We start from the raw sequence: 24,829 nt of genomic DNA on the forward strand, positions 1-24,829 counted from the left end.
GGTTTCCCCCTGAACTGCTTGGCGCGGGACATGGATCGGCCCCGCGTGGTGTGGTCGGTGGGGAGGACGAGCGTCAGGGGCGAATCGGTTTCGGGGAACGCGGTGCCTGGCTTCGGCGCACGCATCAGGGTGACCGGCTTCGTAACCGCCACGAGCAGCCGTCGAGCCCTGTGCGCCGGCTTCACTCGAAGAGGATGTGCCGCAGCAGCCGCGTGAGATATGCGGTGAGTTGTTCCGGCGGCATCGAGGCGAGCGGGTCGGTTCGCGCGATGTACCGGCTGAAGGCGGTCCCGATCATCAGGGAACCCACGAGCGCCACCCGGGCGTCCAGATCGTCGTCCCGAGCCGCCGTCCCGTCGGGGAGGAGCACGGACCGGTAGACGGCGGCACTGCGCTCCTGCATCGCGGACAGCAGGTCGGCGGCGGCGCGTTCGTCCGATGCTGCACCCCGTACGAGGGCGACGAGCGGATCGCCCACGGCGTCGGTCTCCATCCGACGTACGAAGGCGTCGGCGATCCGGTCGGGCAGTGTCGCCGGGTCCCCGGCCGCCACCTGCTCCAGATCACGATTGCCCGGAACCGCCGCCAGGAAGAGCCGTTCCTTCGAGGCGAAGTGACGTGTGATCAGACCGTGGGTGACACCGGCCCGGCCGGCGATGTCCCTGAGGGTGGTGCGGGCGTAACCGCGCTCGGCGAAGGCGTGGCGTGCCGCGTCCAGAATGGCCGCCCGGTGCCCCTCGGGGTCACGCCGGCGCCTGCGCGGCGGACTCCCCGTCTCGTCCCGGCCTTTCGCGGCGCCCTCTTCCATGTGATCACTGTACTTCCGGCCCGAGCCACGTGGGCCGGCCCGGCTATGGTTAATATCCAAGTGGATATTAAGAGTTGGGTGCGCCCAACCGGCAGCTGAAGGACGGTCACCGTATGACCAGCACACTCGTGGTAGGCGGCAGCGGCGGACTGGGCGCAGTGATCGCCCGGCACTTCGCCGACCGCGGCGATGACGTCGTCGTCACCAGCAGGGACAAGGCGCGGTCGCAGGCCACCGCCGCCCGGATCGGCCCCGGCACACGAGGGCTGGCCCTCGACCTCGGCCAACCGGAGACGATCGGTGCCGCGTTGGCGGACGTGACCGAGGTCGACCACGTGGTCATCACCGCGGTCGGCCAGGCGGCGAACTCCCTGGCGCAGTTCAACGTCACCGATGCCGTGGCGGCCGTGACCATGAAGCTCGTCGGCTACGCCGAGACCGTCCGTGTGCTGCGCGACCGCTTCAACCCCGGCGCCTCCGTCGTTCTCTTCGGCGGGCTCGCCAAGGAACGCCCGTACCCCGGCTCGACCATCGTCAGTACCTTCAACGCCGGTATCACCGGCCTGGTGCGGACCCTCGCCGTGGAGATCGCCCCGCACCGCGTGAACGCCCTGCACCCCGGCCTGATCGGCGACAGCCCGAAGTGGCGTGACGTCCCCGACCCGCCGCACTCGGCCCAGACGCCGATCGGACGGCTGGTGACCATGGCCGAGATCGCCGACGCCACCGAGTTCCTGCTCCGCAACACCGGCGTCAACGCCCACGACCTGCACATGGACGGTGGCCTCCTCGCCACCTGACCCGTGCTCACGGGAGCCTCAGCCGCCCGATGCGGGCCGCAGCCGCAGCGTCAGGATCTGGAACGGCCGCAGCGACAACCGGACACCGTCCGCCAGCTGTTGGTGGCTCGACGGGTCGTCCAAGGGTCGTTCCAGCAGGTCGGTCACCAGGGAAGAGGCCAGCGGGAAACCGGTGGTGAGTGTGGCCGCCGCCCGGGTACCGCGGGACTCGTAGAGCCGTACGACGACGTCTCCGCTGCGGTCGTCGGCGAGCTTGACCGCCTCCACGATCACGCCCTCGTGGTCCACCGACACCAGCGGGGCGACCGTCGCACTGCCCGGCACCGCACGCTCGGGCAGGTTGAAGCGGTACCCCTCGCGCCTCGCGTCTGCGACATCGGCGCCGATGACCAGCGCGTAGCCGAGCCGGTGGGTGCCCTGGTCCTGGTCCGGGTCGGGGAAGCGAGCGGCGCGCAGCAGGGAGAGGCGGACCGTGGTGGTCGTACCGCCGTCGGGGCGCACGTCACGGGTGACGTCGTGGCCGTAGGAGGAGTCGTTGACCAGGGCGGCTCCCCAGTCGGGCTCGCCGACGTGCAGGAACCGGTGGGCGCACGTCTCGAACTTCGCTGCGTCCCAGCTGGTGTTGGTGTGCGTGGGCCGCTCGACGTGTCCGAAGGGGATCTCGGCGGTGGAGTGGGCGGCCCGGACGTCCAGTGGGAAGGCCGCCTTGAGGAACTTCTCCCGCTCGTGCCAGTCGGCAACCGTGTCGATCACCAGCCCGCGCGACCCGGCCGGCAACGTCAGAGTCTGCTCGATCCTCGACGCGCCGAAGACCCGGACCACCCGGACACCGTCGGCGGTCGCCGTCACGGACTCGGCATCGGTGAGGTCGCGCACGGTGTTGCGGTAGAAGACGTCGACGTCCCAGGCGTCCCACTGGTTGGGGAAGTCCTGGTGCAACTGGAGCAGGTTGCCGACCGCCCCGGGAGCCAGCGCCTCCCGTCCGGCGGTGTGGTCGTAGGCGGAGGTGATCAGACCGCGGGCGTCCACCACGACCCGCACCAGACCGTTGTCGAGGACGAACCCGTCCCCGTCCGGCACCGGTGGCACCGGCACGTCGACGGCTTCGGGGCGCGGACCCGCGCCGAACGCCGCGACACCGCCCCGGGCGTGCGGCGCGGAGTTGAAGACGACCGTGCCTCCAGCCACCGTGCCTCCAGCCACCGACCCTCCAGGATCCCCGGCCAACACCCCCTGAGCGGCGCCGATCAGCTCCTCCAGTTCCCGGGCCACGGCCGCGTACGTCTCCTCCGCCTCCCGGTGCACCCAGGCGATCGACGTCCCGGGCAGGATGTCGTGGAACTGATGCAGGAGCACCGTCTTCCACAGCCGGTCCAGGGCGTCGTACGGATACGGCTGCCCGTGCCGTACGGCCGCGGTCGCTGCCCACAACTCCGTCTCGCGCAGCAGGTGTTCGCTGCGCCGGTTGCCCTGCTTGGTGGCGAGCTGGCTGGTCAGCGTGCCGCGATGGAACTCCAGGTAGAGCTCCCCGGACCACACCGGTGCGCCGCCGTTGGCCTCGTACTCGTCGTGCGCGCGCCGGAAGAAGTCGACCGGCCCCTCCATCTCGACGCGCGCCGAGCCCTCCAGGTCCCTGAGCCGGTCGGCGCGCGCCAGCATCTCGCGCGTGGGGCCGCCACCGCCGTCGCCGTAGCCGAAGGGAATGAGGGAGTGGTTGGCTCCGGCCTTGTCCTGGAAGTTCCGCACGCTGTGGGCGACGTCGGCGCCGGACAGGTCGCCGTTGTAGCTGTCGACGGGCGGGAAGTGGCTGAAGATCCGGGTGCCGTCGATGCCCTCCCACCAGAACGTGTGGTGCGGGAACTTGTTGGTGGTGTTCCAGGACATCTTCTGGGTCAGGAACCACTTCACCCCGGCCAGCTTCATCAGCTGCGGCAGGGCCGCGTTGTAGCCGAAGGTGTCCGGCAGCCACATCTCCTCGGTCTCGACGCCGAACTCCTCCAGGAAGAACCGCTTTCCGTGGACGAACTGGCGCACCAGGGCCTCGCCGCCGCTGATGTTGGTGTCGGGCTCCACCCACAGGCTGCCGGCCGGCAGGAACTGCCCGGTCTTCGCCTTCTCCTGCGCCCGTGCGTACACCTCGGGGCGGTGCTCCTTCAGCCAGGCGAGTTGCTGCGCCTGGGACATCACGAACTTGAACTCCGGGTGGTCGTCCATGAGGTGGGTGACGTTGGAGACCGTCCGGGCCACCTTGCGCACGGTCTCGCGCAGCGGCCACAGCCAGGCGGTGTCGATGTGGGCGTGCCCCACCGCCGAGATGCGGTGCGCGCTCGCGTGCGCGGGCGATGCGAGCACGGGGGCGAGGACTGCCCGCGCGGCGGCCGCGCCACCGCTGATGTCCTGCAGGTCGAGTTCGTCCAGCGCGCGTTCGACGGCCCGGAGGACCTGCCACCGGCGCGGGGCGTCCGGGGACAGCTCGGGCATCAGCTGGTCCAACACCTCCAGATCCTGCACGAGTTCGTGGACCTCCCGGTCGAACACGGCGAGGTCCAGACGCCGTAGCCGGTAAAGGGGCTCGCCGGGGTCCGCGGCCGGGTCTCCCAACCACGGCGCCCGGCCGCCCACCGACGTGGGGCCGAAGGTGAGCTCGCCGGGAGCGGTGTGCATGACGACCGGGTTGGCGGCGGCCTCGATGCAGGCGACGAACTCCTCACCGCCTGCGGCTCGTTCGGTCACCGGCAGCCAGGTGTTGCGCGGGTTGAGCGCCTTCACCGCGGTGCCGTCCGGCCGGTAGACCAGCCCCTCGGCGGAGAAGCCCGCGGAGTGGGTGGCGAATCCGAGGTCCAGTACGGCCTCGACCGTCTCGCCGGCCCAGTCCGCCGGGATCGTCCCGCTGACCTTGAACCAGCTCGTGGACCAGGCAGGACCCCACCACTCGCCGACCCGGGCCGGCCGGTAGGGAGCCGCCAGGCCCTCGGGGACCGGGACCGGCTCGCCGGGGGCGTTCCAGATCTCCACGTGGAGAGGGACGGACCGGGCATGGACGGCGGGCCGTATCCGCTCGTTGAGCACGCGGGCCAGCCGCTGTTCGGTGACTTCACGGTCGTTGTGCATCAGGTGTCCGTCTCCGTGCGAAGTACTACGAGGTGGGGGGAACGAGTCCGGGTCAGCCCTTGAGCGCGCCGCCGAGCGCGAAGCCGCCGCCGAGTTTGCGGGCCAGCAGCAGGTAGAGCATCACCACGGGCAGCGAGTAGAGGAGCGAGAACGCCGACAACTGCCCGTACTGCGTCTGGTCGTGGGCGGAGAGGAAGGTGAACACGCTGACGGATGCGGGGAGTTTCTCCGGGGACAGCAGCAGGATGAAGGGGACGAAGAAGTTCCCCCACATGCCGATGAACGTGAAGATGGTGACGACGACGACACCCGGCCGCATCAGCGGCAGCACCACCCGCCACAGCACCTGCATGGTGTTCGCGCCGTCGATACGGGCGGCCTCCTCCAGCACGATCGGGACACCGTCCATGAAGTTCTTCATCAGCCAGATCCCGAACGGCAGCGCGGACGCGGCCAGGAACAGGGTCGTGCCCGGCATCGAGTCGATCAGGTTCACCTGCACGAACATGCTGTACACGGGGATCATCACGGCGGTGATGGGCAGCCCGGTGGAGAACAGGATCGTGTACAGGAACGGTCGGCGCACCCGGGACCGGTAGCGCGAGAGCGGGTAGGCACACAGGACCGACGCCACCACGGTCACCGCCGTGCCGAAGCCGCACAGCAGCAGGCTGTTGAGCATCGGCCGGTAGGTCGTGTCGACGTTGAGTACCGCGTCGAAGTTGTCGAGCGTCAGCGCCGAGGGCCACGTCAGCCGGAAGGAGTTGGTGTCGCTCACCGAGGCGAGCACCATCCACAGCAGCGGCAGGACGTACACGACCGACACGGCGATCAGGACGAGGTTGATCGCGAGGCGACCGGGACGCATGCGGCGCGGAGGCCGGGCAGCGGGTGCCGGGACCGTCTTCTTCGAGACGGGTGGGGCGGGGGGAGTGGCGACGGCGGCCATCAGTCGTCCTCCAGTTTCAGCAGCCGGATGTACACGACGGAGAAGAGGGCGCCGACGACCAGCAGGACGAGGGCGATGGCGGTTCCGTAACCGATCAGGCTGTTCTGGAAGGCCTGTTGGTACATGAAGATCGGCAGTGTCTCGCTCTTGTTGCCGGGGCCGCCGCGGGTCATGGTGTAGATCAGCCCGAAGACGGAGAGCGTCTGGAGCGTGATCAGCATCAGGTTGGTCAGGATCGAGGGCCTGATGACCGGCAGCACGACCCGCCACAGCCGCTGCCAGGGGCCCGCTCCGTCCATCTCGGCGGCCTCCACCAACTCCTGCGGTACGTCGTTGATGGCGGCGGTGAAGACCATCAGCGAGAAGGCGGTGCCGCGCCACACGTTGGCCAGGCACACCGCGAGGATGGGCATCGTGTAGAGCCAGTTCTGGTCCGGCAGATGCACCGCGTCCAGAAGCGAGTTGAGTGAGCCCTGGTCGTAGAAGAAGGCGTACATCAGATAGCCGGCGACCACCTCGGGCAGCACCCACGCGGCGATGACCACGCCGTTGACGAGTGCCCGTACCGGCTGGGTGGCCTTCTGCGTCAGGACCGCGAGCGCGAGCCCGAGGGTGTTCTGGCCGACGACCGCGGAGCCGACCACGAACAGCAGGGTCAGCCACATCGCGTTGAGGAAGTCGGTGTCCTCGAACGCCCTGGTGAAGTTGTCGAAGCCGACGAAGTCGGTCCCGGCGGCACCGGTGAGCTGCATGTCGGTGAACGCGTAGTACACGCAGTACGCGATCGGGCCGGCCAGGAAGACGGCCAGCAGGACCACGGCCGGGATCGTGGGCAGGCCGCGCAGCAGCGAGCGGGCGGGCGCCCCGCGGGACCGGCGGTGGTGACCGCCGGTCCCGTGAGGCGCCGGGGCGAGGGCGGTCACGAAGTGCCCTCCGCGGTCTTGTCGTCGCCCACCGCCGCCTTGACATCGTTATCGAAGGTCGAGGCGGCCTTGTCGACGGAGGCCTGACCGGTCGTCACGGACTCCATCGCCTTCTGGATCGCGGTTGAGACCTGGTTGTACTCGGGCAGCCCGGGCCGGTAGTGGGTGTCGGCGACCAGCTCCGTGAAGAACTTGTTGGTCGGTACCGAGTTCAGGTACGTCGGGTCCGACGCGACGTCCGTGCGCACCGCGATGTTGGCGTTGGTCGCGTTCCACTTGGCGGCGTTGGTCTTCGTCTGGAGTGTGGTCGACAGGAACTTCCAGGCCAGGTCGGGGTTCTTGGCCTTTGCCGGGATCGACCAGGCCCAGCCGCCCGACATGCTCGTACGGCCGGGCGCCTGACCGTTCTGGGTCGGCATGGCCGCGGTCCCCATCACCGACTGCCACTCGTTCCACGGCTTGGCCGCCGACGAACTCCAGTTGTTGGGCATCCAGGAGCCGTCGATGTCGATCGCCAGCTTGCCCTCGGGGATGAGCTCGGTGCCCACGGCGGTCCCGAAGTTGGCGCCCAGCGCCTGCTCCTTGGCCGGGCCGAGCCCCTGGCCGTACACGGTGTGGACGAAGTCCAGTGCGTCCTTGAAGCCCTGGCTGCCCACCACCCACTTCTTCTGCGAGGCGTCGTAGAGCGACTTGTCGCCGGCAGGAGTGCCGTACAGGAGCATCTCGAAGCCCTGCATGGAGGAGGCCTCGCCGCCCGCCTGGCCGGTGTAGAGGTTCAGCGGGGTGACGTCGGGCAGCTTCGCCTTGATCTTTCTGGCGGCGGCGATCACGTCGGCCCAGGTCTTCGGCTGCCAGGGCACGGAGATCCCGGCCTTCTGGAGAAGCTGCTTGTTGTACCAGATCCCGCGGGTGTCGGTGTCGTCCGGTACGGCGTAGGTCTTGCCGTCGGAGGCTCCGGTCACCGCGCCCTTGGCGGCCTTGGCGTACTGCGACCAGTCGGCCCACTTGGCGGTGTAGGTGTCCAGCGGCTTGAGGTAGCCGCCCGCGATGTCGGAGTTGATGAGCGCGGTGTCCTCGTAGACCAGGTCGGGCGCGGTCGCGGGGGAGCGCATCATGAGCTGGAGTTTGGTGTAGTAGTCGTTCTCGGAGGCGGTCACCGGCACGAGGGTCACCTTGGTGCCCGGGTTGGCCTTGGTGAACTCCTTCACCCTCGAGGCGAGGAAGTTGGCCTGGAGCTTGTTGGTGCTGTCCAGGTTCTGCCAGTAGACGACCTTGATGGACTTGGCCGAGCTGCCTGACGAGCCCGAACCGCAGCCGGTGGCGGCCAGGGCGGTGGCGGCGGTGAAGGCCGCGGCGGTGACGATTCTCGAGCGCACAGTGGTTCCTCCGGGACGCGAAACCTGAGGGAAAGCCGCGAGTTTTTCGGCCTGGACGCCAGCCCGGACGACGCCCCACGCTCTGCGCCACCCTGCGCTGATCGGCCTGGATGGCCGGAATTTGATGGGCGTCAGCTAAATCCATTTGATGGATGAAGTCAATGCTTCGAGTATGTAAACTTTCGCCACGGGAGTGCCGGGGTGGCGGATGTGAGGGGATCAGGTGACCGACAGGTGACGATGCTCAGCGGGACGAACCTGCCGCGGGTCGGCGGCTACAACCAGGCCGTCGTCCTGGACGCCATCCGCACCACGGGACAGGTGAGCCGGGTCGAGCTGGCCGCCCTCACCGGCCTGACCAACCAGACCGTCTCCAACGTCGTCCGCAAGCTCCTCGACGCGGGCCTCGTGGCCGAATCCGGCCAGGCCCCCTCCAGCGGCGGCAAGCGCCGCACCCTGCTGACCATCCGGGCCGACGGGGCGTGCGCGGTCGGCGTCCACCTCGACCCCGAGGCCGCGGTCATCGTGGTGGTCGACCTGGCCGGCGAGGTGATCGGCAGCCGACGGCTGCGGCTCACCGACCCGGGCGACCCGGCCGACGTCGTGGACCGCATCGCGCGCACCACCGGGCGCCTCCTCGACCGCAGCGCCGTGGACCGCACCCGCCTGCTCGGCCTCGGCATCGCCGCGCCCGGGCCCCTCGACGGCAGCACCGGCGCCGTGGTGTCCCCGCCGAACTTCCCCGGCTGGGGCCGCGTGCCCCTCGCGGACATGTTCGCCGCCGCCACCGGCCTGCCCGTCGCCCTCGACAACGACGCCACCGCCGCAGCCATCGGCGAGCGCTGGATCGGCGGCGCGGACCGGGCGGGCAGCTTCCTGTTCATCTACCTCGGCACGGGCGTCGGCGCCGGTATCGTCCTCAACAACACGGTCCTGCACGGCGATTCGGGCAACGCCGGCGAGTTCGGCCACATGGCCGTGGAGCCCGGTGACCGTGTCTGCCACTGCGGTGCGATGGACTGCCTCGGCCCGTATGTCAGCCCGGCCGCGATCATCGACGACCTGCTGCGCCTGCACGGCCGGACCGCCGCCGACCGCATCGGCCTCACCGGTACGCCCGACTCCGTGCACCACGACTGGAAGGCCCTGCGCCGAGCGGCCCGCGCGGACGACCCCGACGCCTGCGATGTCGTACGGCGTGCCGCGCGCCGTATCGGCGAGGCCGCGCGCGGCGCTGCCAGCCTCCTCGACGTCAGCCGGGTGGTCCTCGGCGGCGAGGCGCTGCGCGGCATCGAGCCGATCATCCGCGAGGAGGTCGAGGCCGCCGTCAACCGCACGTCCGTCGCCCGTACGATCCGCGCGGTCGCCGTCGAGCAGAGTGTGATCGGCGAGACGGTGGGCGCGGTGGGGGCGGCGTCGCTGGTGCTGCACGGGAACTATGCGCCGGGGTGGCGGATGCTGACGGATGTGCCGGGCTGAAGTGGGGGCGGGGCGCGTCGAGTTGGGGCTGGGCTGATGTCCTGTGTCCGAAGTCCGGGTCAGTTCCGGGGTTCCGGGTCCGGGGCTTCGTAAGGCCAGACATCGTCCGGGAAGACTCGCGCGAACCAATGGGGCTGGACGTCCCGAAGCCGCAGTGTGCGCCAGCGGCGTGGGTCGGCAGGTTCCGGGACGGCGACCTCGACGTCCGGGCCGTAGGCGAAGAGGCGCTCCTGGCAGACACCACAGGGTGCCAGGATCCAGTACCCGCGATCCTTGTCGGCGGCGGTCACGCACACGGACGCCACCACGCGCCGCCCCAGTTTGAAGGCCTCACAGATGGCGCCCGTCTCGTGGCAGAGGCCCACCGCGCTGTTCGGCGCGTCCGGGGCAGTGCTCGTGAGGATCGCTCCGTCGTCGAGGCGCAGCGCGGCGGCCCCGGACCAGTCCTGTCCGGGGAAGCGGTGGCGGGCCAGCCCGATGGCGGCGTCCACGAGTTCCTGATCAACGGCCATGGAGGAAACGTACCTCCGGCGGACCCGTCCACGCCCAAGTCGGACTGGTGCGTAGGCACTAGGACACGGGAGTGGGTGGTCCGGGTGCACCAGGGGAGGACGGCGGCGGAGGACGATGCCCGGCGGGGCGCCGGAAGGAAGGGTTGGAGGCGTGCGAATCCCGCGCATTCCCCCTGCCTCGCGGCGTCTGGAGTGATCAACAGGTGGCTACTTTTCTTTACCGGATCGGACGGTGGGCCTTCCGGCGGCGCCGTCTCGTGGGCGGTCTGTGGCTGAGCGCCTTGCTGCTGGCCGTCGCTGCCGCCGCCATGGCGCCGGCCGGGGAGGAAGAGGACCTCTCCATGCCCGGCACTGAGTCGCAGAAGGCGTTCGACCTGCTGGACGAGCGCTTCCCGCAGAGCAACTCCCAGGGAGCCGAGGCCCGCTTGGTGTTCCGGGCCCCGGACGGGCAGCGGGTGACGGCCGGCGAGAACAAGGCGGCCGTCGAGGACGCGCTCGGCTCGCTGGACGGAGGCGGTCAGGTCGCGTCGACCACCGACCCCTATACGACCGGCGCGGTCAGCGAGGACGGCACCATCGCCTACTCCACGATCACCTACACCGCGGACGCCGTCGACCTGACCGGGTCGACGAAGAGCGCCCTCGAGGACGCGGCGAGCCAGGCCCGGGACGCGGGGCTGACCGTGGAGATCGGCGGTTCGGCCCTGGACGCGGAAGAGGAACTGGGCGGTACGACGGAACTCATCGGCGTGGCGGTGGCGGCGGTGGTGCTGGTCCTCGCCCTCGGCTCGCTGGTCGCGGCCGGACTGTCACTGCTGACCGCGTTCACGGGCGTGGCCATCGCCTTCGGTCTGGTCTCCGCACTGGCCGTTCCACTGGGTCTGACATCCACCGTCGCCATCCTGGCCCTGATGCTGGGCCTGGCGGTCGGCATCGACTACGCACTGTTCATCACCTCCCGCTTCCGGGACGAGCGCGCCCAGGGCAGCGAGCCCGAGGAGGCCGCCGGCCGGGCGGTGGGCACGGCCGGATCCGCGGTCGTCTTCGCCGGCGCGACCGTCATCATCGCCCTGGCCGGGCTGGGAGTCGTCGGAATCCCCGAACTCACCAAGATGGGCATGGGCGGCGCGGGTGCCGTGGCCCTGGCCGTACTCGTCGCCCTGACCCTGGTCCCCGCGCTGTTCGGCTTCTTCGGGCGACGGGTGCTGTCCCGCCGTATCCGCAAGGCCACCAGCCCGGGAAGCGAGCGCCCGCAACGGGTGCCCGCCGCGGCCGACCGGCCCGGGCTCGGCACCCGCTGGGCGCGGTTCGTGCTGCGCCGGCCGGTGGCCGTGCTGATGATCTCAGGACTCGGTCTCGGCGCCGTCGCCCTACCGGCGCTGAGCCTCGAACTCGGGCTGCCCGGCGACGAGTCCAAGTCGGTGGAGACAACCCAGCGCCGTGCCTACGATCTGCTGTCGGAAGGCTTCGGCCCCGGCTTCAACGGCCCGTTGACCGTGGTCGTGGACATGTCGGCGTCCGAGGACACCCGGGCCACCACGGACCTGGTCGTCAAGACCGTCGGGGGAGTGGACGGGGTCGCATCGGTCGGTGATCCGGTGCTCAGCCGGACCAAGGACACGGCCGTCATCACCGCCGTCCCGCGGACCGCGCCGAACAGCGGCGAGACCAAGGACCTGGTGCACGCGATCCGGGACGCGGTCCCGGGCGTCGAGGCCGACACGGGCGCCGCCGTCCTGGTGACCGGCACCACCGCGATGAACATCGACATCTCCGAAGCCATGTCCGACGCCCTCGTCCCGTATCTGACCGTGGTCATCGGCCTGGCGGTGCTCCTGCTGACGGTGGTCTTCCGCTCGCTGCTGGTCCCGGTCAAGGCCGCGCTCGGCTTCCTGCTGTCGGTGGGTGCCGCGTTCGGCGTCCTCGTCGCCGTCTTCCAGTGGGGCTGGGCGGCGGACCTGCTCGGCATCGAACAGACCGGACCGGTCATGTCGCTGATGCCGATTCTCATCATCGGCATAGTGTTCGGCCTCGCCATGGACTACGAGGTCTTCCTCCTCACCCGGATGCGGGAGGCCTACGTCCACGGCGCGTCTCCCGGCGAGGCGATCGTCAGCGGATTCCGGCACAGCGGACGTGTGGTGGCCGCGGCGGCGATCATCATGATCAGCGTGTTCGCCGGTTTCGTCGGGATGACCAGCCCGACCATCCAGACGATGGGCGTCGGCCTGGCCGCCGCCGTCGCCTTCGACGCCTTCGTGGTCCGGATGGCGATCGCCCCCGCTGTCCTGGCACTGCTCGGCCACCGGGCCTGGTGGCTGCCTCGTATCCTGAACCGTGTGCTGCCGAATGTGGATATCGAGGGTGAGGCACTGAGCAGGCATGTCCCGGCCGCTACGGCCGAGCCGGACGCGGCGGTGCGGCGGCTCCCCGTCGGGCGGGACTGAGCCGGCCATGACGAACACAGGGGGCGGTGGCCCGCGACCACGCGGCACGTGGTGGCGGGAGGGAGCGATCACGGCGACGGCGTTCGCGCTCTGTCTGCTCGGCGGCGTGGTGAAGGACGACGGCAGCACGCTGTCACCGCCGTCCGCCGTCGCCTACTTCATCGCCGTGGTGTCCTGTGCCGTGCTGCCGGTGCGGCACCGGGCGCCCCTGGCCGCCATGGCGGTCACGACCGCGAGCGGCGTGCTGGCGCCGTTCCTGGGCCTCCTGCTGAGTCCGCTCATCGCGGCTCCCGCCGTGATCACCGCTTACTCCTATGCGCTCACCGCGCGCACCGAACGGCGCGCGGTGAGCGCGGTGGCGCTCATCTCCGTGGCGCTGCTGGTCGCCTCGACCCCCCTGTTCGGGGCCCTGTCCTGGAAGGACGCGAGCAGGGTCGGAGCGGTGGCGGCGTTCCCACTGGTGGCGGGCGTACTCGGGCACTCGGTGCGGAACCGGCGGGCCTACCTGGCGGCCATGGAGGAGCGTGCGCTGCGGGCCGAGCAGAGCCGGGACAGCGAGGCGCGCCGCAGAGTGGCCGAGGAACGGGTGCGCATCGCCCGCGAACTGCACGACCTCGTGGCCCATCAGATCACCCTGGCCAACGCGCAGGCCACGGTCGCCGCCCACCTCTTCGACACTCGCCCGGAGCAGACCCGCAAGAGCCTCAAGGAGCTCGTCGAGACCACCAGCGACGCGCTCGACGAACTGCGGGCCACAGTGGGCCTGTTGCGTCAGTCCGGGGAGGCGGCCGTGCCCGCCGAACCGGCGCCCGGCCTGTCCCGGCTTCCCACGCTCCTCGAATCCTTCCGCCGCGCGGGACTTGAGGTGTCGGCGCACCAGGAGGGCACGGCCAGGCCGCTGCCGCCGGGAGTCGACCTCACCGCCTACCGCATCGTCCAGGAGGCCCTGACCAACGTGACCAAGCACGCCGGTACCCGTAGCGCCCGGGTGCGCCTCGTCTGGAATCGCGACCGTGTGACCATCACGGTCGCCGACGACGGAGGGGGCGCCCGAATGGCATCGGCCGCCGCCGCGGGGCCGCGTGCGGCCACGGCGGGGGACCGTCCGCCCGGTTACGGACTGATCGGGATGCGTGAGCGTGCCACCGCGGTCGGGGGGCACCTCTCCGCGGGCAGGCGCCCGGAGGGCGGTTTTCTCGTCTCCGCCCAACTCCCCCTCCCGCCCGCCAAGGACGCGACGCACGGAACGGACCGAGCAACAGCCGTCGAGAGCCGGATGGCCGACGCAGCGACAGGCGACGGACGGACAGGCGACGGACGGGCGGCCGACGCAGAGGCCGGGGATGCGCTGTGACGCTCCGCGTGCTGCTTGCCGACGATCAGGCCCTGCTGCGGGGCGCCTTCCGGTTGCTTCTCGACTCCGCCGACGACATCACCGTGGTCGGTGAGGCAGCCGACGGCAGGGAGGCGGTGAGACTCACCCGGGAACTGCGCCCGGACGTGGTGGTCATGGACATCCGGATGCCCGAGGTGGACGGCCTCACCGCCACGTCGGAGATCTGCGCGGACCCGGAACTGCGCGCCAGCCGCATCCTGATCCTCACCACGTACGAGACCGACGAATACGTCGCCCAGGCGCTGCGCGCGGGTGCGGGCGGCTTCATCGGCAAGGGCATCGGCGCCGAGGACCTGCTGGACGCCGTGCGGACGATCGCCGACGGCGACACACTTCTGTCCCCCGCCGCGACCCGTTCCCTGGTCGCCCGTTTCCTGGCCACACCGGACGAAGTCCCGTCGCACCGCCCCGAACAGCTCGCCGTGCTCACCCCGCGTGAACGCGAGATGGTGGCTCTGGTCGCGACCGGCCTGTCCAACCAGGAGATCGCCGAGCGGATGTTCCTCAGCCCCTTCACCGTCCGCGCCCACGTGCAGCGCGCCATGACGAAGCTGGACGCCCGCGACCGGGCGCAACTCTCGTCGTCATCGCCTACCGGACGGGCCTGGCCCAGGCTGCCCCCGACCACCTGTCGTAGCACCCGCACTCGCTCGCCGCGCGCATCGGGCGGCGTGCTCCGGTGCGCCACGAGAGCGCGGCGCACACATCAAGCAGGTCCATCCCTTGCGCGGAGGTTTCTCAGGTCAGGTTCAGGCCGCCGTCGAGCACGATGACCTCGCCGGTCAGATAGCCGCTGCCGATCACCGACGCCACGAGGTCGGCCACGTCGGAGGGGAGGGCCGGGCGGTGCATCGGTGCGCGGTCCCGCCACAGTTCGTGCGCCTGCACCCAGTTCTTCGTCATCGGCGTGTCCACGAGACCCGGCGCCACCGCGTTGACCCGCACGTCGGGCCCGAGCGCGGCCGCGAGCAGCCGGGTGACGTGGTTCAGCGCGGCCTTGCTCGCCGCGTACGGCACCGAGGAACCCTTGGGCCGTACGCCGGCGTGGCTGGTGATGTTGACGATGCTGCCGCCGCCGGGGGGACTGCCGTAGCGCCGGAAGGGCCGCGGTGCACAGCACCCAGGGTGCGATGAGGTTGACCTCCAGCAGGCGCCGCCAGTCCGCCGGGGTCGCGGCGGCAAGGTCCGCGTGCGGGATCGGCCAGCTGATGCCCGCGTTGTTCACCAGAACGTCCAGCCGCCCGAAGTGACCCAGTGCCGTCTCGACCAGCCCCCGGGCTTCCTCCTCCACTTCGAGATCGGCCTGTACGTAGGCGCCGCCGAGTTCCGCCGCCAGCGCTCGCCCGGCCTCCGTGCTGCGCCGCGAGTGCACGACGACCCGCGTCCCGTCCGCCGCGAGGCGCCGTGCGACGGCCTCGCCGATCCCCGACGTGGACCCGGTGACCAGGGCGACGGGCCCGCCGCCTTGTTGGATGCTCATGACAGTGGATCTTGTCACGGCCTCCGCGGGGCCCGGTCACCGGTTTCTAGCGTTTCTAGCCCGCCCTCTCCTCCGTCCCCTGAGCCGTCGGCCGCCCGCGCCCCCATGCGGCCAGCGGCCGGAGCGCGTCGTTGAGGCGCTCGCCGTCCTCGGTCAGTGAGTACTCGACGCGCGGCGGCACCTCGTCGTAGGACACACGGCGCACCACCCCGTCCGTCTCCATCTCGCGCAGGTGGGAGGCGAGCACCTTCTCGGTGACCCCCGGAAGCAGTCGGCGCAGCTCGCCGAAGCGGCGGCAGGGGTGCTCGTGGAGCGCCCACAGGATCAGCACCTTCCACTTGCCGCCGATCACCTCCATCGCGGCGTCGATCCCGCAGACGTGTCCGTCCGGCGTGCCCGGCCGGTTCAGCGTTGTCATGCCCCACCCCTCCGACGTGCTCGCTCACCTCGGGGTAACCACCCACTCCGAAGTGCGTACTTGATCAGCCGCGGGCCTGTGACCAGCCTAATCGGTATGACACAGAACACCGTTGAGAAGGACTCCGTCACGCTGCTGGGCCTCGGTGCGATGGGCACCGCGCTGGCCCGTACCTGGCTTGCCGCCGGCCACCCGCTCACCGTCTGGAACCGCACCCCGGCCCGAGCCGCCTCGCTCGCCGCGGAGGGCGCGAAGGCCGCCGACAGCGCTGCCGCCGCGGTCGCCGCGAACTCCCTGGTCGTCGTCTGCCTGTTGGACGACGCCTCGGTCGAGGACGCGTTGGCCGGCACCGACCTGGTCGGCAGAGACCTGGTCAACCTGACCACCAGTACCCCTGCCCAGGCCCGTGCCCGCGCCGAGTGGGCCCGCGAGCGCGGTGCCCACTATCTGGACGGCGGGATCATGGCCGTCCCGCCGATGATCGGTGTCCCGGAGTCCGGCGGCTACGTCTTCTACAGCGGCTCGCGGGAGTTGTTCGAGCGGCACCGGGAGACGCTGGTCGTTCCGGCCGGCACCGTCTACGTCGGCCACGACGCGGGGTTCGCGGCGCTGTACGACATGGCCCTGCTCAGCGCCATGTATGTTCGCCGGGGCCGCCCACGCCTTCGCCCTGATCCGCAAGGAGGACATCGACCCCGCGTCGCTCGCCCCGCTGCTCGCCGACTGGCTCGCCGCGATGGCCCCGGCCGTGCACCGGACCGCCGACCAGCTGCGCAGCGGCGACTACACCCAAGGTGTCGTCTCCAACCTCGCCATGCAGGTGGCCGGCACACCGGCCTTCCTGAGCACCGCCGAACAGCAGGGCGTGAGCACCGAACTGCTCAGCCCGTACTTCGCGTTGATGCGCCGCCGTCTGGCCGAGGGCAGCGGGGAGGAGGACCTGACGGGCGTCGTCGACCTGCTGGTCCGCTGACGGGCCGTTCACCGTACGGGCCGCCGTGCGGGCACCGCTTCCCGGACGGCCGACGCCGTGGTCACGGCTTGATGCCCACCCCGGCCCACGCGCTGACCTCGGCGTCGGTGAGCTCCGGGCCGGAGCCCTGAGGATCGTCCGGGCGCCACCGGTGGGTCAGGGAGATGCCGGGCTCGAGCAGGTCGAGGCCCTTGAAGAAGCGGGCGACCTCCTGCTGGCTGCGGACCTGGGCCCGGGTGCCGGCGGCGGCGTAGATGCCGACGAGCTTCTCCCACAGCTCCGGGGCGAAGTCGCCCGTGCAGTGGCTCACGGCCAGCGCGCTGCCCGAGGGCAGGGCGTCCAGGAGTCGGGAGACGATGCCGTACGGGTCCCAGTCGTCCGGGACGAAGTGCAGGATGGCGTTGAGGGACAGGGCCACGGGCCGGTTCAGGTCCAGTGTCCTGGCCAGCTCGGGGGAGCTGAGTATCGCCTCGGGGTCGGTGAAGTCGCCCTGGACGTAAGCCGTGCGGCCCTCGGGGGTGTTGCGCATCAGGCGCTCGGCGTACTTGAGGACCAGGGGGTCGTTGTCGGCGTAGACCACGCGAGCCTCGGGAGCCACGGACTGCGCGACCTGGTGCAGGTTCGGCTCGGTGGGGATGCCGGTGCCGATGTCCAGCCACTGGCGCACGCCGTACTCCCGCGCGAGGACACGGGTGGCGCGGTGCATGAAGGAGCGGATCTCGCGGGCGCACGTGAAGATGCCGGGGTAGGTGGCCGCGACGGTCTCGGCCGCCTGCTTGTCGACGTCGAAGTGGTCCTTGCCGCCGAGGTAGTAGTCGTACATCCGGGCGGAGTGGGGCCGACTGGTGTCGATCTCCCGCGCGGCGTGGGAGTTGGTCATCCTGTCCCTTTCAGGTGGTGTGCGTGGGGGTGTCGGGCAGGTCGCTGCCGGGGCAGGTCCGGCTCGGGTCGTGGTTCAGCCGACCGTGAGATGGTCGGCGAGGCCTCGCTTGACGCCCGCGACGAACGCGGCGATCTCCTGCGGGGTGTAGATCAGCGCGGGTCCGGCCGGATCGGTCGACTGCCGCAGCGCCACCCGGCCGTCGGCCAGCAGCTTCGTCTGGACGCACTGGCCGCCGTTGGGCCCGCTCCACGGGGACTCCCAGCCCTGCTCGCCCAGGTCGGTGGCCGGCATCCCGTTGTAGACGTGACAGTCGGTGCTGGTCATGAGTACTCCTTGCGCATGCGGTTCAGCAGCGCCTTGCTGTCCGCGTCCGAGGTCAGCAGCGACATGCGGTTGTGCGCCTCCAGATGCGCCGACACGTCCGAGCGCTGGTCCAGGTACATCGCGCCGGAGAGGACCTCGGTGTACACGATGTCCGGCAGCTCCGGCTCCTCGAAGCGGAAGTAGGTGAACGGCGCGCACGCGCCCACGTGGGCGCCGGCGGTGAACGGCACCACGTCGACGCTGACGTGCTCCAGCTCCGAGACCTCCAGGAGCCGTTCGATCTGCTCCCGCATGACCTCGGGGCCGCCGACCACCCGGTGCAGCACGGCCTCTTCCAACACCACCCACAGCGTGGGCGCGTCGGGTCTCTCCAGCAGACTCTGGCGGCGCAGCCGCAGGTCCACGCGCCGCCCGAGGTCGTCGTCTGCCTCGCCCGGGAACCCGCCGCGCAGGACGCCGCGCGCGTAGGCGTGGGTCTGCAGCAGCCCCGTGACGTAGTGGGGCTCGTAGGCGCGCAATGTCCTGGCCCCGGCCTCCAGGCTGACGTAGGCGCTGAACCAGTTCGGCAGGACGTCCCGGTAGGTGTGCCACCAGCCGGGCTCGTTGGCCCGCTCGGCCAGGACGACGAACTCCTCGATCTCCTGCTGGCCGGCCCCGTAGGTCTCCAGCAGCTTCTCCACGTAGAGGGGCTTGAGGGCGACCTCGGCCTTCTCCAGGCGGCGGATCGTCAGGGATGTCACCCTCAGGGCCCTGGCCGCGTCCTCCAGCGAGGCCCCCGCGCCCTGGCGCCGCTCCTGCAGACGGCGGCCCAGGATCATGCGCAGCACGGTGGGAGCACTGGTGCCACCGGTGCTCGTACGGCCTTCGCTCACGTCCTGACCTCCTGAGGGGCTGTCACCGGCTCGAGTCTGACAGTGACTTGATGACTCCACCAGACGGATATCGGCTTTCTGAAATTATCAGGGGGCTGGTTGCAGGTTGAACTTGGGTGCGAGCATAGTGACTTGTGTGAACCGTGCCGCCGAACGCGAGCACGGTGACGTCAACCGTCCCCACCCTGTGGCGTGTTGGCATCCCCCGTCCTCGATGCTGCTCGCCCGGCCGCGCCGCCGCCCCCACGGAAGGCCAACACCGTGTCCCCCCACACGACGACCTCGTCCCCGCAGCTGTTAGACGCCGTGGACCAGGAACGAACCCACTGGATCGAACTTCCGGCCCACCGCTCCAGCGTCGGTGTCGCCCGGCGCTCCGTCGGCACCCGGCTCAAGGCCTGGAGCCTGCCGGGCGAACTGTGCTCGGACGCGGTGCTGCTCCTGTCCGAACTGGCCACCAACGCCGTGTGCCACACCCTCAGCGCGCGCATCCTGTGCGGCATCGGCGTGGTCACCGACGGGATCCTCCGGCTGGAGGTGCACGACCACGACCACTCGGGCCCCACGCTGCGCCGGTGCCGGGCGGGGCTCGACGACGAGGGCGGGCGAGGGCTGTTCCTGGTGGAGCAGCTCGCGGACACCTGGGGGGTGGACCGCTCGAGACTCACCGGCGGCAACGCGGTATGGGCGAACCTGTCGGCCTGAACTAGCCCTTGGTGGGTGTTAGTTCGGCGAGGAGCAGGGTGCGGTCGTCCGCGCCGGCCGGATCGGAGGGGGCATTGAGCAGCCGTCGGCACAGGGAGGGGAGCGGGTCGTGGTCGACGGCGGCCGCGTCGAGCGCCTGGGCGAGGCGGGCGATCTGGTGGTCTATGTCGGAGTCCCGCGACTCGACCAGACCGTCGCTGTAGAGCACGAGCAGTGCGGGCTCGTCGATGCTCAGCACGGTCGGCTCGTAGGCGCCCGCACCGAGACCGAGCGGCAGGCCCGCGCCGACCAGTGTGACCGGAGCGGTCCGGCCGTCCGGCCGGCGCAGCAGCGGCGGAGGGTGACCGGCACCCACGAGGGTGCAGGTGCCGCGCCGGGCGTCCCACTCGGCGTAGATGCAGGTCGCGAAGGACGCGCCCGGGGTGTCGCTGGCGAGCGCGTCGAGTCGTCGTATGAGGTCGACGGCGGGGATGTCGAGACCGGCCAGCGTGCGTACGGCGGTGCGCAGCTGGATCATCGCCACGGCCGACTCCGGGCCGTGCCCCATGGCGTCCCCGACGATCAGGCTGACCCGGTCGCCCGGCCGTCTCAGCACGTCGAACCAGTCACCGCCGATGATCGAGCCCTGTCCGGCGGGCAGGGAGCCGTGGGCGATGCGGCAGCCCTCGACCTCCTGGATCGTGCCCGGCAGCAGGCTGCCCCGGATGGCCAGGGCGGTGCGGCGCTCGTGCTCGTAGCGGCGCGCGTTGTCCAGGGCGACCGAGGCCCGCGCGGCCAGCGACTCCACGGCCGCGATCTCCGCGGTCAGGAACGGCCCGCGGTCCGGTCCGCGGGAGCAGGCGACGAAGCCGATCGCCCCGCCCCGCAGCCGCAGCGGCACCACGAGGAAGGAGCGCGTCTTGAGGAGTTCGCCGATGCGCGCGTCCTCATCGGCGGAGGCGGCGAGCCGTTCGGCCGTGTGGTCGTCGACCGAGTCGAGCAACTGTGCGTGTCCGTCGACCAGGGCGCGGGCGTACGGGGTCTCGCGGGGAAAGACGAGCACCTCGCCGACCGGCAGGGTGCGCTCCCAGGACTCGGGCGCGTCCGTGCCCACCCGCAGGGCCAGCCTGCGGGCCTCGATCTGGGCGGGGTCCGCGCCGGCGTACGTGGTCTCCTCGCGCCGCCACCGCTCCAGCAGATAGAGGGACGCCGCGTCGCAGAAACCGGGCGTCAGCGCGTGCACGACATGGCTGCCGGTCAGCCCCAGGTCGAGTTCCGAGCCGATGACGTCGGCCGCGGGGGAGAAGGCCGACCGGCGGGGCGGGGGCACGGCGGCGGGGGTGTCGTCGGAGCGGCTGTGCGGTTCGTTCCGCAGGGTCGTGGTGCCTTTCCGGGTGGGGGTCCGGGCGCCCGGCGCGGGACAACTGATCGCCAGACGTAGACAGCAACTATATGATGAGTCGTCAAGTACCTTGGTGGGAAAGGACGTTCTGGTGACCGACACGGATGCTCTGCCGCCAGGGACCGATCCGGACAAGGCGAGCGTAGCCCGGATGTACGACGCGATGCTGGGCGGGGAGCACAACTTCGCCATCGACCGGGAAGCGGTGGCGGCCGTCACGGCCATCGACCCCCAGGTGCGCACGCTGGCCCGCGCCAACCGGGCCTTCCTCGGGCGGGCGGTGCGCTTCCTGGCCCGGTCCGGTGTCCGGCAGTTCATCGACCTCGGCTCGGGGATACCGACGCAGGGCAACGTCCACGAGGTGGCCCAGGCGGCGAGCCCGCGGGCCCGGGTGGTCTACGTCGACAAGGATCCGGTGGCCGTCGCCCACAGCATCACCCTGCTTGCCGACAACCCGTACGCCGACATCGTCGACGCCGACATCCGGCGGCCGGCCGACGTCCTGGCCTCGCCGCAGGTGCGCGAGCTGATCGACTTCGACCAGCCGGTCGCCGTGCTCATGGTCGCGATCCTGCACTTCGTCGCGCCCGAGGAGAACCCGGCCGGAATCGTCGCCGCCTTCCGGGACGCACTGCCCGACGGCAGCTGGCTGGCCCTGTCCCACGCCACCAACCAGGATCGCCCCGACACGGCCGCCGCGGTCACCCAGCTGTACCGCTCCCGGGCCACCTCACCGGTCACCGTCCGCTCCCACCAGGAGATCCAGGACCTCTTCACCGGCTTCGAGCTGACCGAACCGGGCCTGGTCCACGTACCCCTGTGGCGTCCGGACGAGAACGAGGGCATCCCGGAGAACCCGTCGGAGTACTGGGTGTACGCGGGGGTCGGGCGCAAGAGCGCGTGACCCCCGCGACGGTCCCGCCCCGAGGGGGCACACGGGTTGTGCTTGACGGGGGCTCTCACCCCGCGATGGAGTCCAGCTGTTCCGCCGCCGGGCGCAGCGCCCACAGGTCGCCGCCCGGTGGCGCCTCCAGCAGCGGAACAGCCCTGCGCGCCCGCGCGTCGCCCGCGTCGGCGGCCGCGTGCACGACGTCGGTCGCCGCGTACCGGAGGAACTCCAGCTCCGGATGGGGCCATGCGGCGACTCCGGTCGCGGCGGGCAACAGATAGTCCACCGCCTTGAACAGGCTCTGCCCGTCCGGGCCTCGGTACGCCCACAGATCGACCCCGACATGCCGGCCGATGGCCGCGAGCCGGGTGTAGGCGACCAGGTCGAAGGTCGAGTAGTGCCAGCTCCGGGTGCGGGTCAGCTCCTGCGGCTGGCTGCCGTCGGCCGCGATCTGCGGCGCGATGCGCTTGCCGCGGGCGTCCAGAACCGTGCGGCGGGCCAGGGCCCTGTCGCCGGTCGCACAGGCGAGGCCGGCGAGCAGCATGTCGTAGAAGGTGCCGTGGTTGTTGGTGGCGGCCGCCTCCTGCTTGCCGAAGTCACTGTCCTTGAGCCAGCCGAGGAAGGCGGTGTTCCACTCCCTCATGCCGGTGCGGTCCTTCCCGCTCCAGCCCGGAGCGCCGGTGTCCAGCAGGGCGAGCGCGTCGAGGACGCTGGTGTACGACTGCGAGAAGTCGATGATGCCGATGGCCCGCCCGTCGTACTTGCAGGGGATGAACTGGGCGTGGTCCAGGTGGGGGTTCATCCTCGTGGCCGGGTCGAGGAACCAGGTGCGCAGCACCTGCCCGGCCTTGCGTGCGTGCCGCCTTTCGCCGGTGTAGTACCAGGCGAGGGAGAGGTCGTACGCGGAGTCGAAGACCTTCTCGACATCCTGACGGTCGGTGCCGGAGTCGACCTCGGGATTGCGCTCGCCGTCACGCTGGACGTACGGGCAGCCCCATGGGTTGTCGGCGGTCGGGGTCCGGGAGGGCCACCAGTACGGGGCCTGGCTGAGGTAGTCGTGGACGTCGCCGCCGGGGGCGGGCCTGGGCTTGTCGACGACGGTCCAGGGGCCCTGGTCCAGCCACTTGTCGGCGCGGAACGTCAACGCCCGCACCGCGCGCCGTAGTTGCGGATCACCACGATCGAGCCGCGCTTTCGTCTGCTGCAGCCGGGCGCCGTCCAGGACCGCGGTGTGCGGTGGGGGCGCGGTCCGTGCCGCCACCGGTGCGCAGAGCCCTGTGGTGAGCGCGGCCAGGGCTGTCGCGAGGACGACCCACCGGCGGGCCCGCGCGCTCATCGGACCACACCGTTCAGCCGGCGCTGGGCCTCGTACAGGTTCCGTGGCCGCACCGATTCCGCACTGCCGTACAGCTCAAGGCGTGTGTGCAGATGACCCGTGAAGTCGGGGACGTCGATCTGGTCGAACTCCCTGACCTCGTCGATGCCGACGGTCGCGGAGTACGGCGCCAGACCGTCGATCTTCACCAGCCCGGCGCGGCCGTTGGTGACGCGGATGTTCCAGTGGGTGAACCGGGCGCCGAAGAGGGGACCCGCGCTGGCGTCACCGCCGTGGCGGCCGTTGTTGTTCAGGGTGATGTCGGTGCGGACATTGGCGAAGGGCAGGCCGCGATGGCTGTCGAAGGTGCCCATCCGCATGTCGCCGCGCGACCAGACGTTGTATGACGACAGCCCCTCGACGTTGATGCCGTGCAGCTGGGTGCCCGCGGGCGCGGGGCTGGTGCGCTCCTCGATCGTGAAGTCCTCGATGAGGTTGTCGTGCGACCCCTCGCGGCAGAAGTAGGGGTGATGGGAGCCGCGGCCGGCCACGCGCGTGCGGCGCAGAGTACAGGCGGAGGCGGCCACCAGGCCGAAGCCGTTGTCGACATGACGGACTGTCACGTCGTCCACCCGGCAGTCGTACGCGCACTGCAGCACGACGCCGTTGTGCCCCTTGTCCAGCAGGTGTGGCTGCTGCGGGGTCTCGGGCGCCTCCAGGGTCAGGCCCTCGACGCCCGATCCGCTCAACTCCGCCACATGGGTGGTCAGTTGCGGGGCCCACTCGGGGCGCAGGTCGAGCGGGAGCGGTCGTTCGAGGGTGACCTTCCGGCCGTGGACGCGGGCGATGCGGACGGGCCACTCGTAGGGCACGTACGACGTCAGCTTCGTCTTGTCGTCCCAGAAGTACGCCTCGGGGCCGGGCCCGCCGCCGCACATGTGCTCCAGGAGGGTGTGGTCCGCGTCGTCCGCGAGCCGGAGGAGGACCAGGGCCCCGGGCCGCAGTGAGCGGGTGTCGGCGGCCGTCACCGTCCAGGAGCCCTGTCGTGCCGGGGCGAGGTCGGTGAGCGTCCGCCACTCGTCGCGCCGGTTGCCGGTCCAGCCCTCGAAGGGCCACGCCTTGGCCCTGATCGCGGCGACGAGCGACACCCAACGGGCCCGGGGCGCCAGCCAGATCAGCCCGCCCGCCCATGACCAGGACGACTTGTCGCCTCCGTAGCGGGAGCCGTAGGTCCCGATCAGCTCGGTGAGGTTCTTCGTCGCGTACAACGTCGTACGACCGCTGCCGGCGCCCTTGAGCACCACGTTCGAGCGGTCCACGCGGATCACGTCGTCGATGCGGAACGTGCCCGGCGGGATGGTGACCGTGCCACCGCCGGCCCTTCCGGCAGCGGCGATGGCACGGTTGATCGCGGGGGCGGAGTCGGTCGTCCCGTCCGCCACGGCGCCGAAGTCGCGGACGTCGGCGACGACTCGGTGGCGCGGGAAGCGTGTCGCCCCGCCGTGGCATCCTGCGCGGCCGACGTACGGGATCTGCGGATGGGTGAGAGGAGTGCGGCTGAACTCCCGCCACAGTGACGGGACTTCGGCCGCTTGTGCGGCCGGCGTGGTGACCGCGCCGGCCGCCACGGCGACCGCGCTTCCCAGCAGGGTTCGTCTGGTCATGCCCATGACATTCAGAGGTTCCATGGGGCCCGTGTGCGCATTGCTCATGTCCGTTCGCCCTTCCCATGTGCTTTTCATGGATGTGAACGACGTTCATAATTGCGTTGGGCGGTGAGCATGCCAC

The 24,829-nt window shown here is 70.8% G+C and carries 19 protein-coding genes and 3 pseudogenes; 8 read left to right on the forward strand and 14 right to left on the reverse strand.

The window, feature by feature from the left end; genetic code table 11:
• Nucleotides 1-181: 181 nt before the first annotated feature.
• A complete protein-coding gene (locus M2157_RS45155; RefSeq protein ID WP_280855328.1) occupies nucleotides 182-808 on the reverse strand; it encodes a TetR family transcriptional regulator in 627 nt (208 codons plus the stop codon).
• A gap of 113 nt (nucleotides 809-921) precedes the next feature.
• Here M2157_RS45155 and M2157_RS45160 point away from each other — a divergent pair, with 113 nt between their 5' ends.
• Nucleotides 922-1,608 carry an SDR family oxidoreductase gene (locus tag M2157_RS45160; protein WP_280855327.1) on the forward strand — a complete coding sequence of 229 codons (687 nt, stop codon included), beginning with the start codon at nucleotides 922-924 and terminating at the stop codon, nucleotides 1,606-1,608.
• Between the two features lie 18 nt (nucleotides 1,609-1,626).
• On the opposite strand, the gene M2157_RS45165 is transcribed toward M2157_RS45160, so the two are convergent.
• The 4 genes from M2157_RS45165 to M2157_RS45180 form a co-directional block, all read right to left on the reverse strand.
• Entirely contained in the window at nucleotides 1,627-4,719 is a 3,093-nt protein-coding gene (locus M2157_RS45165; RefSeq protein WP_280868095.1) for a glycoside hydrolase family 38 C-terminal domain-containing protein, read from the reverse strand.
• A 52-nt stretch (nucleotides 4,720-4,771) separates the two neighbouring features.
• A complete protein-coding gene (locus tag M2157_RS45170; RefSeq protein ID WP_280855325.1) occupies nucleotides 4,772-5,668 on the reverse strand; it encodes a carbohydrate ABC transporter permease in 897 nt (298 codons plus the stop codon).
• Nucleotides 5,668-6,516, reverse strand: coding sequence for a sugar ABC transporter permease (locus M2157_RS45175; RefSeq protein WP_280858899.1), 849 nt, complete (start codon nucleotides 6,514-6,516; stop codon nucleotides 5,668-5,670). The genes M2157_RS45170 and M2157_RS45175 overlap by 1 nt, the downstream gene beginning before the upstream one ends.
• Nucleotides 6,517-6,587: 71 nt before the next feature.
• The gene (locus M2157_RS45180; RefSeq protein WP_280855324.1) at nucleotides 6,588-7,967 is read right to left on the reverse strand and encodes an extracellular solute-binding protein; all 1,380 of its coding nucleotides are present in this window, start codon (nucleotides 7,965-7,967) and stop codon (nucleotides 6,588-6,590) included.
• 240 nt (nucleotides 7,968-8,207) lie between these two features.
• Here M2157_RS45180 and M2157_RS45185 point away from each other — a divergent pair, with 240 nt between their 5' ends.
• A complete protein-coding gene (locus tag M2157_RS45185; protein WP_280868363.1) occupies nucleotides 8,208-9,446 on the forward strand; it encodes an ROK family transcriptional regulator in 1,239 nt (412 codons plus the stop codon).
• A 59-nt stretch (nucleotides 9,447-9,505) separates the two neighbouring features.
• On the opposite strand, the gene M2157_RS45190 is transcribed toward M2157_RS45185, so the two are convergent.
• Nucleotides 9,506-9,958, reverse strand: a complete 453-nt coding sequence (locus tag M2157_RS45190; protein WP_280868096.1) for a cytidine deaminase — start codon at nucleotides 9,956-9,958, stop codon at nucleotides 9,506-9,508.
• 203 nt (nucleotides 9,959-10,161) lie between these two features.
• Between M2157_RS45190 and M2157_RS45195 the strand changes: the two genes are divergently transcribed.
• From M2157_RS45195 to M2157_RS45205, 3 genes and pseudogenes are all read left to right on the forward strand, one after another.
• Nucleotides 10,162-12,405 carry an MMPL family transporter gene (locus M2157_RS45195; RefSeq protein ID WP_280855322.1) on the forward strand — a complete coding sequence of 748 codons (2,244 nt, stop codon included), beginning with the start codon at nucleotides 10,162-10,164 and terminating at the stop codon, nucleotides 12,403-12,405.
• Nucleotides 12,406-12,412: 7 nt separating this feature from the next.
• On the forward strand, nucleotides 12,413-13,759 hold the full coding sequence (locus tag M2157_RS45200; protein ID WP_280868097.1) for a histidine kinase: 1,347 nt from the start codon (nucleotides 12,413-12,415) through the stop codon (nucleotides 13,757-13,759).
• A pseudogene (locus M2157_RS45205) lies at nucleotides 13,756-14,438 on the forward strand (response regulator transcription factor). The gene M2157_RS45200 and the pseudogene M2157_RS45205 overlap by 4 nt, the downstream one beginning before the upstream one ends.
• Nucleotides 14,439-14,539: 101 nt before the next feature.
• On the opposite strand, the pseudogene M2157_RS45210 reads toward M2157_RS45205, so the two are convergent.
• Both M2157_RS45210 and M2157_RS45215 read right to left on the reverse strand, forming a co-directional pair.
• Nucleotides 14,540-15,281, reverse strand: a pseudogene (locus tag M2157_RS45210) (SDR family oxidoreductase).
• A 55-nt stretch (nucleotides 15,282-15,336) separates the two neighbouring features.
• The gene (locus M2157_RS45215) at nucleotides 15,337-15,699 is read right to left on the reverse strand and encodes a helix-turn-helix domain-containing protein (protein ID WP_280855318.1); all 363 of its coding nucleotides are present in this window, start codon (nucleotides 15,697-15,699) and stop codon (nucleotides 15,337-15,339) included.
• A gap of 96 nt (nucleotides 15,700-15,795) precedes the next feature.
• Between M2157_RS45215 and M2157_RS45220 the strand changes: the two are divergent.
• Nucleotides 15,796-16,672 (forward strand): annotated as a pseudogene (locus M2157_RS45220) (NAD(P)-binding domain-containing protein).
• A 61-nt stretch (nucleotides 16,673-16,733) separates the two neighbouring features.
• Here the strand turns inward: M2157_RS45220 and M2157_RS45225 are convergent.
• From M2157_RS45225 to M2157_RS45235, 3 genes are all read right to left on the reverse strand, one after another.
• Nucleotides 16,734-17,552, reverse strand: coding sequence for an SAM-dependent methyltransferase (locus tag M2157_RS45225; RefSeq protein ID WP_280868098.1), 819 nt, complete (start codon nucleotides 17,550-17,552; stop codon nucleotides 16,734-16,736).
• Nucleotides 17,553-17,627: 75 nt separating this feature from the next.
• The gene (locus M2157_RS45230) at nucleotides 17,628-17,879 is read right to left on the reverse strand and encodes a DUF397 domain-containing protein (RefSeq protein WP_280855316.1); all 252 of its coding nucleotides are present in this window, start codon (nucleotides 17,877-17,879) and stop codon (nucleotides 17,628-17,630) included.
• A complete protein-coding gene (locus M2157_RS45235; RefSeq protein ID WP_280868099.1) occupies nucleotides 17,876-18,751 on the reverse strand; it encodes a helix-turn-helix transcriptional regulator in 876 nt (291 codons plus the stop codon). Before M2157_RS45235 ends, M2157_RS45230 begins: the two co-directional genes overlap by 4 nt.
• 306 nt (nucleotides 18,752-19,057) lie before the next feature.
• On the opposite strand from M2157_RS45235, the gene M2157_RS45240 reads away from it, so the two are divergent.
• Nucleotides 19,058-19,456: an ATP-binding protein gene (locus M2157_RS45240; RefSeq protein WP_280855314.1), complete on the forward strand. Its 399-nt coding sequence runs from the start codon at nucleotides 19,058-19,060 to the stop codon at nucleotides 19,454-19,456.
• A gap of 1 nt (nucleotide 19,457) precedes the next feature.
• On the opposite strand, the gene M2157_RS45245 is transcribed toward M2157_RS45240, so the two are convergent.
• Nucleotides 19,458-20,765, reverse strand: a complete 1,308-nt coding sequence (locus tag M2157_RS45245) for a GAF domain-containing SpoIIE family protein phosphatase (RefSeq protein ID WP_280855313.1) — start codon at nucleotides 20,763-20,765, stop codon at nucleotides 19,458-19,460.
• Nucleotides 20,766-20,928: 163 nt separating this feature from the next.
• On the opposite strand from M2157_RS45245, the gene M2157_RS45250 reads away from it, so the two are divergent.
• The gene (locus tag M2157_RS45250; protein WP_280855312.1) at nucleotides 20,929-21,741 is read left to right on the forward strand and encodes an SAM-dependent methyltransferase; all 813 of its coding nucleotides are present in this window, start codon (nucleotides 20,929-20,931) and stop codon (nucleotides 21,739-21,741) included.
• A 55-nt stretch (nucleotides 21,742-21,796) separates the two neighbouring features.
• Here M2157_RS45250 and M2157_RS45255 read toward each other — a convergent pair whose 3' ends face one another.
• The gene (locus tag M2157_RS45255) at nucleotides 21,797-23,062 is read right to left on the reverse strand and encodes an alginate lyase family protein (protein WP_280855311.1); all 1,266 of its coding nucleotides are present in this window, start codon (nucleotides 23,060-23,062) and stop codon (nucleotides 21,797-21,799) included.
• A complete protein-coding gene (locus M2157_RS45260) occupies nucleotides 23,059-24,711 on the reverse strand; it encodes a glycosyl hydrolase family 28-related protein (protein WP_280858897.1) in 1,653 nt (550 codons plus the stop codon). Before M2157_RS45260 ends, M2157_RS45255 begins: the two co-directional genes overlap by 4 nt.
• Nucleotides 24,712-24,829: the final 118 nt, after the last annotated feature.

The organism is Streptomyces sp. SAI-127, from assembly GCF_029894425.1.
Classification (GTDB): Bacteria; Actinomycetota; Actinomycetes; order Streptomycetales; family Streptomycetaceae; genus Streptomyces.